This is a genomic window from Streptomyces sp. NPDC043996 (genome assembly GCF_056435225.1).
The window spans coordinates 66,002-81,506 of record NZ_JBWKEY010000006.1 but is presented as its reverse complement, the minus strand read 5'-3'; the positions used below and the strand labels follow the sequence as shown (position 1 = coordinate 81,506).

Annotated in this window: 14 protein-coding genes; 5 read left to right on the top strand and 9 right to left on the bottom strand. The window is 71.8% G+C overall.

What is annotated here, in order from left to right; all coding sequences use genetic code 11:
• Positions 1-72: 72 nt before the first annotated feature.
• From AC07A4_RS17485 to AC07A4_RS17470, 4 genes are all read left to right on the top strand, one after another.
• Positions 73-1,233, top strand: coding sequence for an oxygenase MpaB family protein (locus AC07A4_RS17485; RefSeq protein WP_478599103.1), 1,161 nt, complete (start codon positions 73-75; stop codon positions 1,231-1,233).
• 155 nt (positions 1,234-1,388) lie between these two features.
• On the top strand, positions 1,389-1,622 hold the full coding sequence (locus tag AC07A4_RS17480; RefSeq protein WP_478599101.1) for a hypothetical protein: 234 nt from the start codon (positions 1,389-1,391) through the stop codon (positions 1,620-1,622).
• A complete protein-coding gene (locus tag AC07A4_RS17475; protein ID WP_478599098.1) occupies positions 1,619-2,323 on the top strand; it encodes an RNA polymerase sigma factor in 705 nt (234 codons plus the stop codon). Before AC07A4_RS17480 ends, AC07A4_RS17475 begins: the two co-directional genes overlap by 4 nt.
• Positions 2,320-4,371 (top strand): M48 family metalloprotease, encoded by a 2,052-nt coding sequence (locus AC07A4_RS17470; RefSeq protein WP_478599096.1) that lies wholly within the window; start codon positions 2,320-2,322, stop codon positions 4,369-4,371. Before AC07A4_RS17475 ends, AC07A4_RS17470 begins: the two co-directional genes overlap by 4 nt.
• A gap of 10 nt (positions 4,372-4,381) precedes the next feature.
• Here the strand turns inward: AC07A4_RS17470 and AC07A4_RS17465 are convergent, their stop codons facing one another.
• The 7 genes from AC07A4_RS17465 to AC07A4_RS17435 form a co-directional block, all read right to left on the bottom strand.
• On the bottom strand, positions 4,382-4,831 hold the full coding sequence (locus AC07A4_RS17465; RefSeq protein WP_478599093.1) for a J domain-containing protein: 450 nt from the start codon (positions 4,829-4,831) through the stop codon (positions 4,382-4,384).
• Positions 4,828-5,457 (bottom strand): hypothetical protein, encoded by a 630-nt coding sequence (locus AC07A4_RS17460; RefSeq protein WP_478599091.1) that lies wholly within the window; start codon positions 5,455-5,457, stop codon positions 4,828-4,830. Before AC07A4_RS17460 ends, AC07A4_RS17465 begins: the two co-directional genes overlap by 4 nt.
• A 594-nt stretch (positions 5,458-6,051) precedes the next feature.
• Complete coding sequence (locus tag AC07A4_RS17455) at positions 6,052-6,627, bottom strand: transcriptional regulator (RefSeq protein ID WP_478599089.1); 576 nt, start codon at positions 6,625-6,627, stop codon at positions 6,052-6,054.
• 225 nt (positions 6,628-6,852) lie between these two features.
• A complete protein-coding gene (locus tag AC07A4_RS17450; protein ID WP_478599086.1) occupies positions 6,853-7,593 on the bottom strand; it encodes a helix-turn-helix transcriptional regulator in 741 nt (246 codons plus the stop codon).
• A gap of 31 nt (positions 7,594-7,624) precedes the next feature.
• On the bottom strand, positions 7,625-9,337 hold the full coding sequence (locus AC07A4_RS17445; protein ID WP_478599084.1) for an amidohydrolase: 1,713 nt from the start codon (positions 9,335-9,337) through the stop codon (positions 7,625-7,627).
• A 165-nt stretch (positions 9,338-9,502) separates the two neighbouring features.
• Positions 9,503-10,819, bottom strand: a complete 1,317-nt coding sequence (locus tag AC07A4_RS17440; RefSeq protein ID WP_478599081.1) for a bifunctional folylpolyglutamate synthase/dihydrofolate synthase — start codon at positions 10,817-10,819, stop codon at positions 9,503-9,505.
• 274 nt (positions 10,820-11,093) lie between these two features.
• Entirely contained in the window at positions 11,094-12,173 is a 1,080-nt protein-coding gene (locus AC07A4_RS17435; protein WP_478599079.1) for a hypothetical protein, read from the bottom strand.
• Between the two features lie 298 nt (positions 12,174-12,471).
• Here AC07A4_RS17435 and AC07A4_RS17430 point away from each other — a divergent pair, with 298 nt between their 5' ends.
• The gene (locus AC07A4_RS17430; RefSeq protein WP_478599076.1) at positions 12,472-13,650 is read left to right on the top strand and encodes a cation:proton antiporter; all 1,179 of its coding nucleotides are present in this window, start codon (positions 12,472-12,474) and stop codon (positions 13,648-13,650) included.
• A 126-nt stretch (positions 13,651-13,776) separates the two neighbouring features.
• Here the strand turns inward: AC07A4_RS17430 and AC07A4_RS17425 are convergent, their stop codons facing one another.
• Entirely contained in the window at positions 13,777-14,256 is a 480-nt protein-coding gene (locus AC07A4_RS17425) for a hypothetical protein (RefSeq protein ID WP_478599073.1), read from the bottom strand.
• A 112-nt stretch (positions 14,257-14,368) separates the two neighbouring features.
• The gene (locus AC07A4_RS17420) at positions 14,369-15,277 is read right to left on the bottom strand and encodes an alpha/beta fold hydrolase (protein WP_478599071.1); all 909 of its coding nucleotides are present in this window, start codon (positions 15,275-15,277) and stop codon (positions 14,369-14,371) included.
• Positions 15,278-15,505: the final 228 nt, after the last annotated feature.

Below are 15,505 nucleotides of genomic sequence, written 5' to 3'. Positions count from 1 at the left end.
CGGGCAGGCGCGGGCCCGCGCCTGCCCGGCCCGCCGGCCCCGACGACCCCACGGAAGACAAGGAGCGCCGCCATGACTTACACCGAGGCACAGATGGACGCCCTGCGACAGGCCGGTGACGAACTCGCCGACGCCACGGTCGCCGCGCTGTTCGAGCGCGGCCAGGTGGGCACGTTCAACACCCTGATGCGCTACGTCTCCACCGTCGGCGCTCCCCTGCCCGACGGGCTGCCCGACGTGGCACGGGAGTACCTGGAGGCCACCCGTGTCCCGCCGTCCTGGGTGGACTGGTCGGAGATGGAGAAGGCACGGCTGTTCTTCATCGACAACAACGTGCACATCTCCACCGCTCTGTCCTTCGCCTCCATGCCCGCCTGCTACGTCGTACCGCACGTGGCGAAGCTGCTCTCGGCCACCCATGGGCTCAAGTACCCCTCGAAGCGGATGGCGGAGACGGGCCAGTTCACGGTCTATCTGATGCAGCCCGACGCCTTCGAGGCCGGGAGCCGCTTCATCCCCGCCGCCCAGAAGGTCCGCCTCCTGCACGCCTCCATCCGCCACCACCTCTCGCGCGAGAACCAGTGGGACGCCGCCGCCCTGGGAGTGCCGATCTGTCAGGAGGACATGATCGGCGGGCAGATGTTCTTCTCGATGCTCGTCCTGGACAGCCTGCACCGCCTGGGCATTCACATGACGCAGGAAGGCGCGGAAGCCTACTACTACGCCTGGCGGGTGGTCGGCGCCATGCTCGGCGTCGACCAGGACGCCGTCCCCAAAACCCTCGACGACGCGCGCCAGTTCCTCGACCTGTACATGATCCGGCACATGGGGCCCTCCGAGGACGGCGCGCGCCTGACCCGCCAGCTCATCGACCTCTACGAGGACGTCGTTCCCGGCACCTTCTTCGACCCGATCGTCTCCGCCCTGATCCGCTACCTCGTCGGCGACACCTGCGCCGACTGGCTGGAGGTGCCGCACACCCCGTGGGACACCGTCGTCAAGGCCGTGCCCCACCTCCTCGGCGTCCTGGAGACGCTCGAAGACCGCTCGCCGCTCAGCGCCTGGGCGCTGGATCGCCTCGGCCACCTCACCACCGTCCTGGAGCTGTCCTCCCTCACCCGTGGACGCGTCATGCACTACGCCATCCCCGAGCAGCTCAAGAAGGACTACGGCGTCTCCCACGCGGTGCCCCGCACCCGCCGCTGGACCCCACCGGCCGCCACGGTCTCCTGATCATCACGCGCGCGGACGTCGCCCCGCTCGCCGAGGCCTGGCCAGTGACGCGGCCGTGCCGTCCAGGGCCGGGAAGTCCGGTCCTGGGTAAACCAGTTGGGCGTTAACGGCTGTATCAGGGTGTCGCTGCTGTGATCCTGTGGAGGGACCCTGAAATGGTTGTCGAACCTGTGGTGGTGGTCGTGGTGCTGGCAGGTGCGAGGCTGGTGTACGCGCTGGCGGCGCTGTGGACGCGGCCCGCGCGGGAGCGTGCGTGGGCGCACGCGCTGGCGATGGTCGTGCGGGCGGCCGGGCCGGGCGGCACGGTCGAGGTCACGCGCGCCGATGGCGACATGCTGACCGCACGGTCGGCGTCGGCGGTCGAGCCAGTCGGGGCGGACCGCCGGTGAGCGCGGAACAGGCCGTGCGGCAAAGGGACTTCGAAGCGTTCTTCTCGCACGCGTACGCACGCGTCCTGGCGCAGGTGATCATGCTGTCCGGGAACCGTCAGGACGCCGAGGACGTCACCCAGGAGGCGTTCCTGGAGGCTTACCGGGCCTGGGACCGCATCGCCGGGTACGACCTGCCCGAGGCGTGGGTGTACCGCGTCGCGGTCCAGCGGCTGTGGAAGACGCACCGCAGGCGCAGAACCGGGCAGGACCGGCTGCCGGATGTGCCGGTGCCGGTCCAGGCGAGCCCCGAGCAGAGCGCGGAGGCCCGTGAGGTGCTGCGGCTGCTGGCCGCCCTGCCGCCGCGGCAGCGGGTCACCATGGTGCTGTTCTGTCTGCACGGCTGGTCCCAGAAGGAGATCGCCAAGACGCTGCGGATGACACGCGGCGGCGTCGCCGCGAACGTGTCCAAGGCGCGCGGGACGCTCAAGGAGGCCCTGGACATGGCCGCGGACGACACGAACCGGCGCGACCCCTTCATGTCCGGCCCCAAGGCTGGTCCGAGGCGACTGGACGCGAGCGGGATCAGCCTCGGCCGCGACCCCGTCGTCATGGCCCTGCGCGGCGCGGAGGCATGGCTGCGGGCGGCCGTCGAGGCCGACCCGGAGGGGCTCGGCCGGGCCCGGGCCGCACTCGCCCGCAGGCTGGGGGAGAGACGATGACCACCGCCCTGGGATGGATACGAGGGCTGCTCGCCGTGGGACTGCTCGCCGGGTTCTACGTCGCGACCTTCACTCTCCTGGTGGTCGACACGGCGTTCGTCGGGTTCATGCTGTGGGGCCTCGTCGAATTCCCCTCGCGGGCCGGCAACTGGGCGCTCGTGCTGGGCAGCAGCATCCCAGCGGCCGCCGCCCTGCTGTACGGGATCGCCACGGTGAGCCGCACAGAGGAGCCCCCGCCCGCCGCGGTCCTCCTGCGCCGCGCCCACGCGCCCGGCCTGTGGCGCCTTGTCGATGAGCTGGCCGGGCAGTTGCGCACCCGCCCGCCCAGCCGGATCTATCTGACGCCGGAGGCCAACGCGTCGGTGTCGGAGGAGGCGCGGCTCCTCGGCTTCGCGGTCGGGCAGCGGACCATGTACCTGGGCGTGCCGTTGCTCCTGTGGCTGAAGCCGATCGAGCTGCGGGCCGTGCTCTGCCATGAACTCGGCCACTACGCGGGCCGCCACACCCGGTTCGGCGCGATCAGCTACCGGGGAGCCGCGTCGCTGCGCTCCACCCTGTTCCGGCTGCGGATGACGGCACGGTCGGAGCGGTCCGGGATCGGCTACGCCTGGCTGTTCCACGCGGCGATCGGCGCCTACGCCTGGGTCTATCTGCGCCTGTCGCTGGCGGTGCGCCGACGCCAGGAGCTGGAGGCGGACGCGGAGGCGGTCGCCGCGGTCGGCCCGGAGGCGACCGCCCAGGCGCTGCGCGCCGTCCATGCGCTCGGCGTCACCTGGGCCGGGTTCGAGAGCCGGTATCTGCGGCCCGTGCAGCGGCTCGGGTTCGTGCCCGAGGACGTGTTCGCGGCGTTCGCCGCCATGGTGGGCGACCCGCTGGTGCGCGAGCGGATGGCCGAGCTGCGCGCACACCCGGTCGAGGCGGGCCGCTCCCCGCTGGACTCCCATCCACCGCTGGCCCGACGCCTCGCCCTGATCGAGGCGCGGCCCGCAAGCCCCTCCGCGACGGTCGTCGAGGAGGGGCCCCTGGTCACCGACCCGTCACGGGTGCCCAAGGTGCAGCGCGAGCTGCTCGGCGAAGCCGGGCGCTCGGCGACGGCACTGCCCTGGACGACATGGGCCGACCTGGCCGCCGAGGCGTTCGCCATCGAACTCGCCAGCCTCCTGCTCGACGCGGCATGCGACACCCTCATGCATCCGCGCCCCACTCCCGCCACCGTTCTCGACCTCCTGGAACGCGGTGAGCACACCGAGCTGACACGCCGCCTCACCGACGCGCCCGAACCCGAGGAACAGCTCACCGAGGGTCTGTACGCGCTGACTGGGCAGGCGCTGGCGGGCGCGGGCCGCGCGCGCTGGGTGCTCAGCTGGACCCAGGGCTACGTCCTGCACTGCCCCCAGGACCCGCGCGGGCGCCTGGACGGCCTCGTCGCGGCAGCCGCACGCGACCGCTCGGCGGTGTCCGCCCTGCGCGGCGAACTCACGCGCCTCGGCGCGAACCTCGAGGCGCCGGTCGTCCTGTCCCCGCGTACCGTGGCCGCATCGGCCGGACGGACCACGGCTCGGCCGAGTACCGAGAGCGCGCCGAACCTGGTCGTCGAAGAACTCGCGCGGCAGCGCAAGGTCGCCAAGATGACCCTGGGCGTCTTGGCCGCCACAGGGGTGGTGTGGGTGGCGGCCCTGATCGGCTCCAGCCCCTCCCAGCCCTCCGTTCCGCCCTACGTTCCCAGGCTGCCGACGCCGACCTACCCGTCGTACCCAGGAGGGCCCGACACCAGAGATGTGCTGCCGGGGCCGAGCCTCCCCATCGCGCCACCCGTGCCGAGCATCCCCCCTGTGATCCCGATCCCGAAGGTCGAACCCTTCGTGCGCTCTCATGCCGTCGTCCCCGGTGACACGCTGTCCGGCGTCGCCTGCGCGTACGGCACCACCGTGGGGAACCTGCGGGAACTCAACGGCATGGGCAAGAGAACAGGCCTCACAGCGGGAGAGGCACTGCTGGTGCCGGTGCGCGGTGAGGGGTCCGGGGGCGGGGCGGCGGACTGCCGGTGACGGCCGCGGGTCAGCGACGGCGCCGCTTGGGCCGTGGCGCGTCGACGGGTTCCCACCAGGCGAACCGGTCGGCCCGCCGCCACGAGCGGCTCGGGTCGTGCGCCGGGAAGGAAGCGGCGTACCACCGCTGGTCACCGAGGGGGCCCGAGTCGGCACGCGCGCGCGGGCCGGCACCAGAGGCCCACGCGAAGGTGTCGGCCGTGGTGGGCGGCGGCTCGGCGGAGTTCTTGGACGCAGCGCGCGGCCGCACCGCGCGGCGGCGGTCGTACGCCGTACGGCGCACCGGGTCGGACAGTGTCTCGTAGGCCCGGTGCAGGTCTTGGAAGGTCCGCGCGTCGCCGCCGCGGTCAGGGTGGTGGGTCAGTGCGCTACGGCGGAACGCGCGCACGATCTCGGCTCTGGTGGCATCGGCGGGGACGCCGAGCAGCGCGTAGAGGTCCGGTTCGTCCGCCGAGGTCATCGCGCCGCGACCTCCGCCTGGCGGCAGATCAGCCGCCACGACGCGCGGTGCGCGGGGCCCGACAGACCCGAGCCGTGCCCGGACACGAACGTCACCCACCGGCGTCCGGCCAGATAACACCAGACGTCCAGCTCGTCGTCGTCCCCGAAGTAGAAGTGGTCCCCCCGGTCGAACACGTCCCCGTTGACGAACGGCGACTGCATCCTCGCCTGCGCCTCCGCGGGCAGATTGCCGAGAAGTCCGCGCAAGCGCGCCGACAGCGGCAGTTCCTCGACGCGCCCCCGCCGCGCGCCGTCGCCGGACAACGCGAGACGGTCGGAGCGCCGCCGTGTCGGCTTCCGCACGACCACCGCGTGCCGCAGCGACGACGGTACGAACGGCACGACCGTGAGCAACTGCGCGGACCCGCCCCGGTCGTTGACGGTCGGTGTGGCCACGGCGAGGCCCCGCTCGCCGAACACCACCGCGTACGGTCGCTCGCTGTCCGTGCGGTGGCAGTACGCCCACCACTCGACGATCGGGCCGGCCCTGGCGACCATCCGGTCACGGACCGGCACGCTCAGCTGACGCCACCAGTACTCGCGGCCGGGCCGGTCGACGAAGCCGAGCGTCGCGGCATCGTGCACGGGAGCGTCCACCCGCGCGGCGCGCCCCGGAACGGGAAGCGGCCCGGACCGATCCACCGGGCCGACCGCGCCGGCCTTCGGCCGGGGCACAGGTTGCGACGCCATACGGGGCCTCCCAGGGCTCGGTTCCGCCGACACCGGCCGGTCCATTGTGACCGTGCCGCTTCCGCCGGGGAAGAGCACTCGCATGGCGGGCGGACAGGGCGCTGCGGCAGATCACGTGCGGATCGCCAGCGGCCCCGTCCCCGTGTCAGCTCCTCGATTCGACGTCGAGCGCTGGCACCGGGTCGGGCACGCTCGAGGGCGACGGCAAGCCGGGCCGGTGCCGGGTATGACCCTCACTCGGACCCCATGGAGGAAGCGCCCGCCCGGGATTTCTCCAGCCTTTGGGCGATGCCCTCAGCAGTACGCTGGGAATCTCACTGACCGAGTACGCATTCGACGCGACCGCGTCCGTGGCGCACGTGGTCACCATCGTTCATTTCAGGCAGCTCGATTCGGGAATGACGCCCAGGGACACGGCCTGATCCGCCCGGGAATAGCCCAGGGGTGCCGCCCGATCGGGCGGCACCCCTCACGAACCCGCACAAAGAGCTATGCGGCGAAGCCGATGTTGGTGACGTGCTCGTACTGGCCCCATTGCGAGCCGAGGTCGACCACCGCGTCATTGACCCAGGCTTCGTCCAGCGCCTGGTCGTCGCCCGTGGACCAGGCCGCGACGATGCGGTCCCAGTGGCGGATGTTGAGCGCCCGGAATTCGACCGCTCGCTGGCGGGGGCGGTCCACGTGGGACTGGTTCAACGGGTGGAACTCCACCCGGGTGCCGCGGCCTTCGCGGTTGAGGCGCGCGAGCAGATAGCGGGCCACGTTGCGGCGGCGCACCGCGCGATAGGCCGTTTCGATGCGTTCGAGGTTCTTCTTCGACGGGCTCCGCTTGCCCTCCCGCCACGCCTTGAACGTCCGGTCGGTGACCGCAAGGCCCGCCTCACGGGCGGTGGCACGGGCGTGTTCGGTGCGGGTGAGGTAGTGCAGGCGGGCCATCAGGCCGCGGCGGGCGGTGATGGGGGTGGCGATGAAACCGGCGAGTTCGTCGAGTTGGCGGGCGACAGCTTCGTGGCCTTTGACGCCACGGGCACCGTATTTCCCGAAGTCGATATTTCGTTCCGGCATGCGCGCCCTCCTTCTCTTACGGCCCGAGTTTGCCGACCCTGCGCATCTTCAGCCACAGCATACCCCAAATCCTGTCGCTTTGCGGCGAGTTACTCCCTTCGCACCCCCTTTTCCATTCCTCGTTCCCGGAATTGACGATGCGCGAGAAGAGGGGTGCATAACCCGACAGGAAAAGCGAAGGCCCCCTCACAGCTGAGGGGGCCTTCGGCTGTCCTTGTGTCGCCTTCAGTGGGATGGTCCGATCCCCCAGGCCGCGGCCCGGGCGGCGGCGGCCGCGCGGTTGGGGACGTCGAGCTTGGCGAGGATGTGCTCGATGTGGGTGCCTACGGTGCGTGGCGTGATGTACAGGCGCTCGGCGATCTCGCGGTTGGTGCGGCCCGTGGCCAGTTCGGCCAGGACTTCCAGCTCCCGGGGAGAGAGACCACCGGGCCGCTGGGGCCGCGGTGGGCCCGAGCCGGAGTCGACCGCCGCGGCCAGCGCCTCGGTGAGCAGCGTGACCACGGCGCGCGCCGGATCAGGCCCGCGCCGCGGCCGACGCGTACTGACGTTCAGCATGCCCACGTACCGGCCGTCCGTGGCGAACAGGCACTGGGCGACGCCGTCCTCGATGCCGAGGGGAGCCAGTACGTCCTGGAAACCCGGAGACGACGCCAGCAGCCGCTCAGGGACATCGGCGAGCCACAGCCCGCCGCGGGTCGGGCTGTGGAGCACGCTGAAGACCGGATCGTGGTGGAGGTGGGCCTCGATGTAGGCGGTGGCCTCGCCCGGATACGTCCCGGCCAGCGTGGTGTGGCGCTGGCGCCGCGGGTCCCAGCGGGTCAGGGAGGCGTGGTCGTACTCCATGACCTGTGACAGCGCGGTCAGGACCGGGTCGAGACCCGCCGAGCCGCTCGTGGCGCTCTGGGCGGCCGCGCGGACGTGGACGGCCGCTTCCAGGATGTCCGCTGTGCTGTGCCGTGCCGCCATCCCCCCAGAATGATCATTTGGGTGGGATACGTCAATCGCGCAGGGTGTCGTGCACGACACGTCCGTCCATCACGGTCATCGCGACCGGCATCGTGGGGATGTCGTGCGGGTCGGCGTTCAGGAGGTCCCCGCTGAGGACACACAGGTCAGCGGCCTTGCCCACCTCAAGGGAACCCTTCCAGTCGTCGGCGAAGTCCTGCCAGGCGGCCTCGATGGTGTAGGTGCGGATGGCCTCCGCCAGACTGATGCGCTGCTCGGGGCCGCTGACGCGGCCGGCGGCCTTGGACTCGCGCAGCACCATGGTCGCCACCCCCTGACGCCAGTCGGGGTGCGTCACCGGGGCGTCGGAGCCGCTCGCGACACGTACCCCGGCATCGACGGCATCGCGGTAGGGCCAGGCGTACGCGGCTCGCTCGGCGCCGACGAAGTCCTCCTCCATGTCGGCGACGGTCCACTTGATGGTGGGGTTCATGTTGGCGCCGAAGCCGTGCGCGGCCAGGACCCGCATGCTGTGCGCGGTCAGGAAGTCGCCGTGGATGATGTAGTGCCGGGCGTCGGGGCGGGGGTGTTCGGCGGCGGCCGCGGCGAAGGCGTCCGCGACGGTGTCGCAGGCCCGGTCGCCGGTGACGTGGACGCCCAGCTGGTACCCGGCGACATGGGTGTGGCGGATCATGGCGTCGATCTCGGCGATCCGCTCGCTGTCGCTCTCGCCGCCCACGCACAGGGAGCCGCAGCCACCGCCTGTGTACGGCTCGTGCATCCAGGACGTCTTGTTGGGCACGATGCCATCGGCGAAGATCTTGACGCCGTGGATGGCGAGGCGACGCGGGTCGGTGTCACCGCTGTCGTCGGTGTCGCTGAGGTCGTTGAGGACGCGGGCGAACTCCTCGGCGGTGCTGGCCATGCCCGTGGGCAGGAGCAGCACGCCGATGCGGGCGGTCAGCGCGTCCTCGGCCAGCAGCTCGCGGTAGACCTCCAGGGTCTGCGCGCCGAGTGCGCCGCGCATGATGCCGTCGCCGCCAGGGCCGAGTCCGGGCTCGGTGTAGCTGGTGATGCCGAGTTCGGCGAGGGTCGCCAGGGTCGACCTGATGGCGTTGGCGCGCTCCTGGCGGCTCAGCGGCGGCAGCGCGTTCTGGATGAGCGCCTGGGCTCCTTCGTGGAGCAGCCCGGTCGGCTCACCGGTGTCGTCCGCGACGATGGCGCCGCCGGGCGGGGCGGGGGTGTCGCGGTCGATGCCGATGAGTTCCAGGGCCTTGGAGTTGGTCCAGGTGGCGTGGCCGGAGAAGGAGTAGAGGACGACGGGGTGGTCCGGGCTGACGGCGTCCAGGTCGTGGCGCGAGGGCTGGCGGGAGGGGTCGGTGACGCACTCGCTGAGGAAGCCGGGGTCCCAGCCGTGTCCGGTGATCCACTGTCCGGCCGGGGTGCGCCCCACGGCTTCCTGCACGGCGTCGGCGACCTCCGCGAGGGACGACACGGCGGGGTGGCTGAGGTCGAGGGAGAGCGGCGGTGTGGCCATGCCGAAGGCGCATCCGTGCAGGTGGGAATCGTTGATCCCGGGCAGCAGGCTCGCCCCTCGCAGGTCGATGACGCGAGTGTCGGGGCCGATGAACGGGGCGACGTCATCCCGCCCGCCCACCGCGCTGATGACCTGGCCGGTCACCGCCAGGGCCGAGGCGAGGGAGAACTCGGCGTCGACCGTGATCACCTGGCCGTTGACGAACACCAGGTCGGCATACGTGTCCACAGAGGGGTCCTTTCACACACCGGGCGCCCCTGGGGCCGCCCGCGAACGATCTCCTCTGGACTATGTCTGTGCCGCTGGGCCTCGCACATCGGTCATCTCACCGATACGTGCGGCGAGGGGCTTACGGGCAGCCGCCGTCTGTCGGCCTCGGGTGCCGTGGACCCCTCACGCGGGCGGCAGAGCGAGCGCGGTGCGGGTTTCGCCGATGAGGCGCAGCGAGCCGAAGACGACGATCAGGCCGCCGGGCCCGGCGAGTTCGGCGGCCCGGCACAGCGCCGACGGGGCGTCCTCGGCGGTCAGGCACGGCCCCTGGCGGCCGGGGGCGAGTCGGCTGTGCAAGGTGGTGGGGCTCGCCGCCTGGTGCGAGTCGGTGCGCGTGAGGACCAAGGGCCAGGTGGCGGGGAGCGGGGCGAGCATGCCGTCGACGTCCTTGTCGTCCATGGCGGCGAAGACGAGGACAGGCGGTGCCGAGCGGCCGTCGGCGCGGGCGAGGCGGAGGATCTCCGGAGCGACGGTCGCGACGCCTTGCGGATTGGTGGCGCCTTCCAGGAGGACGCGGCCCGTCCAGTCGTCCAACTGGGCGTGGGGTACGAGTTCGAGGCGGCCGGGCCAGCGGGTGGCCGCGAGGCGGGTGCGGAGCCGTTCGCCGTCCGCCTTGCGGATGTGGCCGCGTTCGGCCATCGCGTCCACCGCGGCGATGGCGACCGCGAGGTTGTGGTGCTGGTGCGCGCCGGGCAGGGGGCAGGGCAGGTTGCGGTGCACGGCGCGCGGAGTGGTGACGTCCACCAGAGTCACCGGGCCGCGGCCGCCGTCGCGTCCGGCGGCACGGGCGGTGTAGTGGATCTCGTGGTCGATGCGCCACACGGACAGTCCCGTCCGCTCCTTGAGGACCCGCTCCGCGCTGGCGGCCGCTTCGGGGGCCAGCCGACCGAGCACCACATGGTCTCCGTCCTGGGCGGCGGCGACCTTGGCCTGGGCGATCTGGGCCAGGGAGTCGCCGAGCAGCCGGGTGTGGTCGAGTCCGATGCCGGTGACGACCTTGACGTCCAGGCCGAGTTCCGCGGCCGCGGCCCTGCTCCCGCCGATGCTCGCCTCGGCCACCGCCAGGTCGACGCCCGCCCGCCGGAAGTGCACGGCCGCGGTGGTCGTGAAGATGCCCTGCGACAGGACGGGCAGGCCGTGCCGCTCGATCGCCTGCCACACCTCGGCGAACGCCGCGGTGTACTCGGCGCGCGTGACGGGCACCCCGTCGATCCGGATGCGCTCCCTGGGCTCCTGCAAGTGCGGGCTGGGCATGCTCCCCACGCGGGCACCGGTCGCGGCCACCGCCGACACCGCGAACGCGCAGGTCGACCCCTTGCCGTTGGTCCCGACCACCAGCATCCCGCGCAGTCCGCGCTCGGGACGGCCCAGCGCCTCCAGCAGTGTGGCGACGTTCGCCTGCCGCACCTGCCGAGGCAGCCCGTGCGGGTTCTCGTGCACTTTCGCGAGGATGTCTCTGCAGCGTTGGTAGTCCATCCTCCGGATCTTGCCACTCAGCGCGATGTGACAAATGCGTCGAGTGACGACATCCGTACCCCCACTTCCCGCTGTCCCGTCGGACGGGACCCGTCGGACCCGGCGTCGAGGGGTCGTGCGCGTACTCCGTGCTGTGGCCTGAAGTTGCCCTGTTCACCGCGGCGTACGGCGAAGCCTCCAACGGGCGGGCCGTTGGAGGCTTCTGACCGTCGGCTGCTGTCGGGGGAGGTCTTCCGGGTCAGCGCGCGGTGGGCGGAGTGAGGCGGGAGAGGAAGTTCTCGTTCCCATCGCGCGAGAGTGCGTACATCGCGCCGTCCGACGTCGTGGCCAGCTGCGCGACCTTGGTGCCGCTGGTGAGCGAGGTGTCACTCACCCACGACGTGCCGCTCCAGCGCAGCAGCTTCGGGTCGCCGGGCGTGGCGGTCATCACACCGGCGTAGACCTGCCCGCCGTGCTGGCCGAAGGAGGGGACGAAGCCGTTGACGGGGATGTCCCTGCGCGTCCACGCCGTACCGTTCCAGTGCGACACATGGCTGTCGGAAGCGACCCACACGTCGTTCGGGCCGTTGCTGAGCACGGTGCGCAGGATGTGCATCTGACCCGGCGTCTCGGGAACCCTCACCTCGCTCCACTTGGTGCCGTCGTAGTGTATGGCCAGTGGCTGGGCATCGGCCGGGGTGTCACCCGTGTCGCGGTAGCCGACGGCCCAGATGTCGTTCTCGGACCGCACGTCCACGGCCTGGAAGCTGCCCTCGATGTCGGTGAACGTCTTGGTGTTCCACTTCTGGCCGTCCCAGTGTGTGACGGTCGGGTTCCATCTGCTGTTACGGGTGTTGCCCACACCCCACAGGCTGTTCTTGGTGACCGCCTCGGCACCGAGGATCTCCAGGCGTGAGGTGTCGGGGTGCAGGTCGGCGGACCACTTGGTGCCGTCGTAGCGGTGGACGTGCCAGACGCTGCTGCCGATGTCCTTCCGGCCGATCGCCCACAGGTCGTTCGGGCCGGTCCCGGTGAGCTTGTTCAGCGCGACGTCGGTGGGCGGCTTCAGCTCCTTCCAGGAGCCGCCGGTCCGCTGCCACAGCCTCTTCCCGGGGCCGCACGGGTCACCCCCACAGGTGCCCAGCGACGTCGCGTAGGCGTTCTGGCTGTCGAAGGGCAGCACCGAGATGTCCCCGTACGAGACGGGCAGGGGTACCGGTTCCCAGGTCGCCGCGGCGTTCGCGGGCGACGCGGCCAGGCCGACGGCCAGGGACGCGGCCGCGACGAGGAGTGTGGCGGGGCGGCGGATGCGCCGACTCCGCGATGTGCTCTGTGACATGCGTTGCTCCTTGAGTCATGGGTGAGGGCGCGTAGCTCCTCCCCCGCGGTGCTCTCTTAGATGCCTGAGTGCGCCGTGGGGCTGTACTTCCGAGGCCCATACGCGGTGCGTCCGCTCGTGCACCGACTCGTCGTCGCCATCAAGGCGCGCCGCGGCCTGACACATGACGTGCTGCCGCTCGGGGACCCCCGGCGTGTCCCCCGCCCTTCCCAGGGCCATGCCCCCGACACTGGTCATCCCTGTTCATGGGAGTACCCCCACGCCTCTGTTGCGGGATGTCGTGCCGGCTTTCATCGTTGTGCTGTCACTGCTGTTCCTGTGGTCCCTGGTCTCGCGCCGCATGGCCCGCTGGAGCATCACCGCGCCGATCGCCTTCGTGGTGGCGGGCGCCGTCCTCACCCGTGGCCCTCATCCGGCGGTGCCGTTCGACCTGGAGGCGCACAGCTTCGAGGTGGCCGTCGAGATCGTGCTCGCCGTGCTGCTGTTCATGGACGCCACCGAGGCCCGCGACTACGCGCGTCTGGGCAAGTCCGTCGGGGAGGGCCGGCTGCTCGGCATCGCGCTGCCCGCGTCCATCGCTGTGGCCACCCTCCTCGGCGCCCTCGTCTTCCCCGGCGCCAGCTGGTGGCTCCTGGCGGTGGCCGCGCTCGTCGTCATGCCGGTCGACCTCGCGCCGATCGCCGGGTTCCTGCGCGATGGCCGGGTCCCCTTGCGCGTACGAGCCGCGCTGAACATCGAGGGCGGCTTCAACGACGGCCTCATCTCCCCCCTCTTCCTGTTCTGCGTGGCGAACCTGGCCACCGCGCACGGCAGTACGTTCCTGGAGCTGCTCTGGAGCGTCGTCAAGGGCGCGCTGCTCGCCGTCGTGATCGGCAGCCTGCTGGGAGTGGGAGCCTCCTGGCTCGTCCGGACGGCGTGGGACAACGCCTTGGCCCGTCCCGCCGCGCTGCGCACGGCGAGCCTCGCCCTGCCGTTCCTCGCTTACGCCATCGCCACCACCGCGGGCGGCAACGGCTTCGTCGCGGCCTTCGTCACCGGCCTGTGGTACGCCGCCACCGCCCACGCGATCGCCGAGGACAACCTCGGCCTCGTGCACGAAGTGGCGGAGCTCATGGCGCTGGCCGTGTGGTTCACCCTGGGCAAGACGGCCACCGACGCGTTCGCCGACGGCGTCTCGGCGCGCGTCGTCCTGTACGGGCTGCTCGCCTTGACCGTGGCCCGCCTGGTGCCCGTGCTGGCCTCGCTGGCCGGCACCGACCCGCCCCCGGCCGAACGCTGGGCGATCGGCTGGCTCGGCTCACGCGGCGTCACGTCCATCGTCTTCGCGCTGCTCGCCTACAACCAACTCCCGCCGGATGACGGCGCGTTCATCATCAAGGTGATGTGTGCGACGGTCCTGCTGAGCGTCGCCCTGCACGGCACGACCCAAGAACCCATCGCCCGCTGGTTCGCGCGCGCTCCGCGGCCCACCGGGTGACGCCCAGCGGCCACGCCCCGGCAAGGGGCCGGTCCCGGGCGCTCTTCCACGCGGTGCCTCAGCGCTCTTCCACGGTGTCTCAGGCGTTCCTCCACACGGTGCCTCAGCGCTCTTCCACGCGGTGTCTCAGGCGTTCTTCCACGCGGTGCGGACCCGGTCGGCGAAGTCCTTCGCGTCCTCGCGCCGCACCGCTGTGCCGTAGCGGGCCGCCAGCTCGTCGACCGGTCCTTCGGCCGCCTCTTTGATGTCGAGGACGAGCAGGCTCGTACCGTCCTCCGCGTCCGCGCTGAGCAGGATCATCGCGGCGTACTCCTCGCCCTCTCGCCGCACCTCCAGCATGCTGCCGAGCGCGGCGCCCGCCGTGACCCCGAGCAGCGCGCCCAGCGGACCGGTGGCAAGGCCGAGCAGCCCGCCCACGGCACCGGCCCCCACGGTGGCCTCGCCCGCCTCCGCGTTCTCGCTGAGCGGGACGTCCAGCGTGCCGTCCGGGGCACGCTCGAGCACGGCGGCCTGCCGCAGTCCCGGCAGCCGCAGGGCATCGGTGTAGGCGACCCGGCACTGCTCGGGGTCGCTGAAGGCGAGAGTGACAACCCGGTGGACGGCCATGCGCGAGCAACCCTCCTGCACGTAACGCTGAGTGTTGCCATCGACGCTAGGTCACACTCTCAGCCACCGCCACAGCACCGCTGCCCGCTGGCTCCGCTCCGGGCGTGGTGGGTCACGCGAGCGGTGTGTGCACGCCGCCGGTCCCGACCGGCCGCGGCGCGTCGGGCTCGGCCACGGGCGACGGGCCGCCGAACGCGCGGAGCGCCTCGGCGCAGGCGAGCTCGAGCACCTCGACGACGGACGACGAGTGCCGGGTGGGCAGGCGATGGCAGCCGCGCGGGACGACGTGGAGCCGGGCGGTGGGGATCTGCTCGGCCAGGCGACGCGAGTGGAAGGGAGGCACAGTCGGGTCGTCCTCCCCGACCAGGATGTGTACGGGGATGCGCCGCAGCGCCTCCAGCTCGGTGACGTCGTGGCGCATCAGCGCCTTGAACCATCGGCCCGCGACATCCATGGGCGGCTGCGTGCTCAGCCGCGGCTGCCAGAGGTTGTGCAGCCGGTACGCGAGGCCGGGGGCGTGAATGCACATGCTGGCCATGGCGTGGCGCATCAGGCCGATCAATCGCGTCCGGAGCGGGTACCCGGCGGCCGCGAGGTCGAGGCGGCCGCTGCTGGTGGCCACGAGCAGCGCCGCGGCGGCCTTCTCCCCGAAGGCGCGGGGGCGAGCGGCGGCCAGCGTCAGGACGGCCGCGCCCCCCATGGAGTGGCCGACGAGGACGACCGGCGCGTTCCCGGGTGCGGTGGCGGCGATGACGGCTTCGAGGTCGTCGGCCAGCAGGGACATCGAGGGGCGGGCGGTGCCGGTGGTGGAGCTGCCGTGCCCGCGCTGGTCGTAGCGCACGACGAGCGTGGTGGGGCGGGCCACTTCCGCCACCGTCTTGTCCCAGATCTCCGAGGTCGCCTGCCAGCCGTGCGCCAGGACGAGCACCAGGTCGGGGTCGCTCGGCCCGTGGAGGTAGAGGGCCAGGCGGGCGCCGTCGGGCCGCGGCAGGGTGACGCGGGCGCAGGGGATCTCGAACACGTACGTCTCCTCTTGCGGGTCCTCTTGCAGGTCCTCTTACAGGTCCTCTTGCGGGCGGCCACACGGTTTCCCAAGGCGTGCGGTGGTGCGGTGTGCCTTCTCATCAGCGGCGGCGCTTGCCGGGATCATGCCCAGCCGCTGGTAAGAAGGCACACGGACAACAGACGCAGCGGGCCGCCGCACTGGTTGTCATCGCCCCTGGGCAGCCTCGCGGGCATGATCGGCGGC

What these genes read in the sequence shown, in the direction of transcription:
- AC07A4_RS17485 (WP_478599103.1), top strand. Translation starts at nt 73, where the DNA reads ATGACTTACACCGAGGCACAGATGGACGCCCTGCGACAGGCCGGTGAC.
- AC07A4_RS17480 (WP_478599101.1), top strand. Translation starts at nt 1,389, where the DNA reads ATGGTTGTCGAACCTGTGGTGGTGGTCGTGGTGCTGGCAGGTGCGAGG.
- AC07A4_RS17470 (WP_478599096.1), top strand. Translation starts at nt 2,320, where the DNA reads ATGACCACCGCCCTGGGATGGATACGAGGGCTGCTCGCCGTGGGACTG.
- AC07A4_RS17465 (WP_478599093.1), bottom strand. Translation starts at nt 4,831, where the DNA reads ATGACCTCGGCGGACGAACCGGACCTCTACGCGCTGCTCGGCGTCCCC.
- AC07A4_RS17455 (WP_478599089.1), bottom strand. Translation starts at nt 6,627, where the DNA reads ATGCCGGAACGAAATATCGACTTCGGGAAATACGGTGCCCGTGGCGTC.
- AC07A4_RS17450 (WP_478599086.1), bottom strand. Translation starts at nt 7,593, where the DNA reads ATGGCGGCACGGCACAGCACAGCGGACATCCTGGAAGCGGCCGTCCAC.
- AC07A4_RS17435 (WP_478599079.1), bottom strand. Translation starts at nt 12,173, where the DNA reads ATGTCACAGAGCACATCGCGGAGTCGGCGCATCCGCCGCCCCGCCACA.
- AC07A4_RS17425 (WP_478599073.1), bottom strand. Translation starts at nt 14,256, where the DNA reads ATGGCCGTCCACCGGGTTGTCACTCTCGCCTTCAGCGACCCCGAGCAG.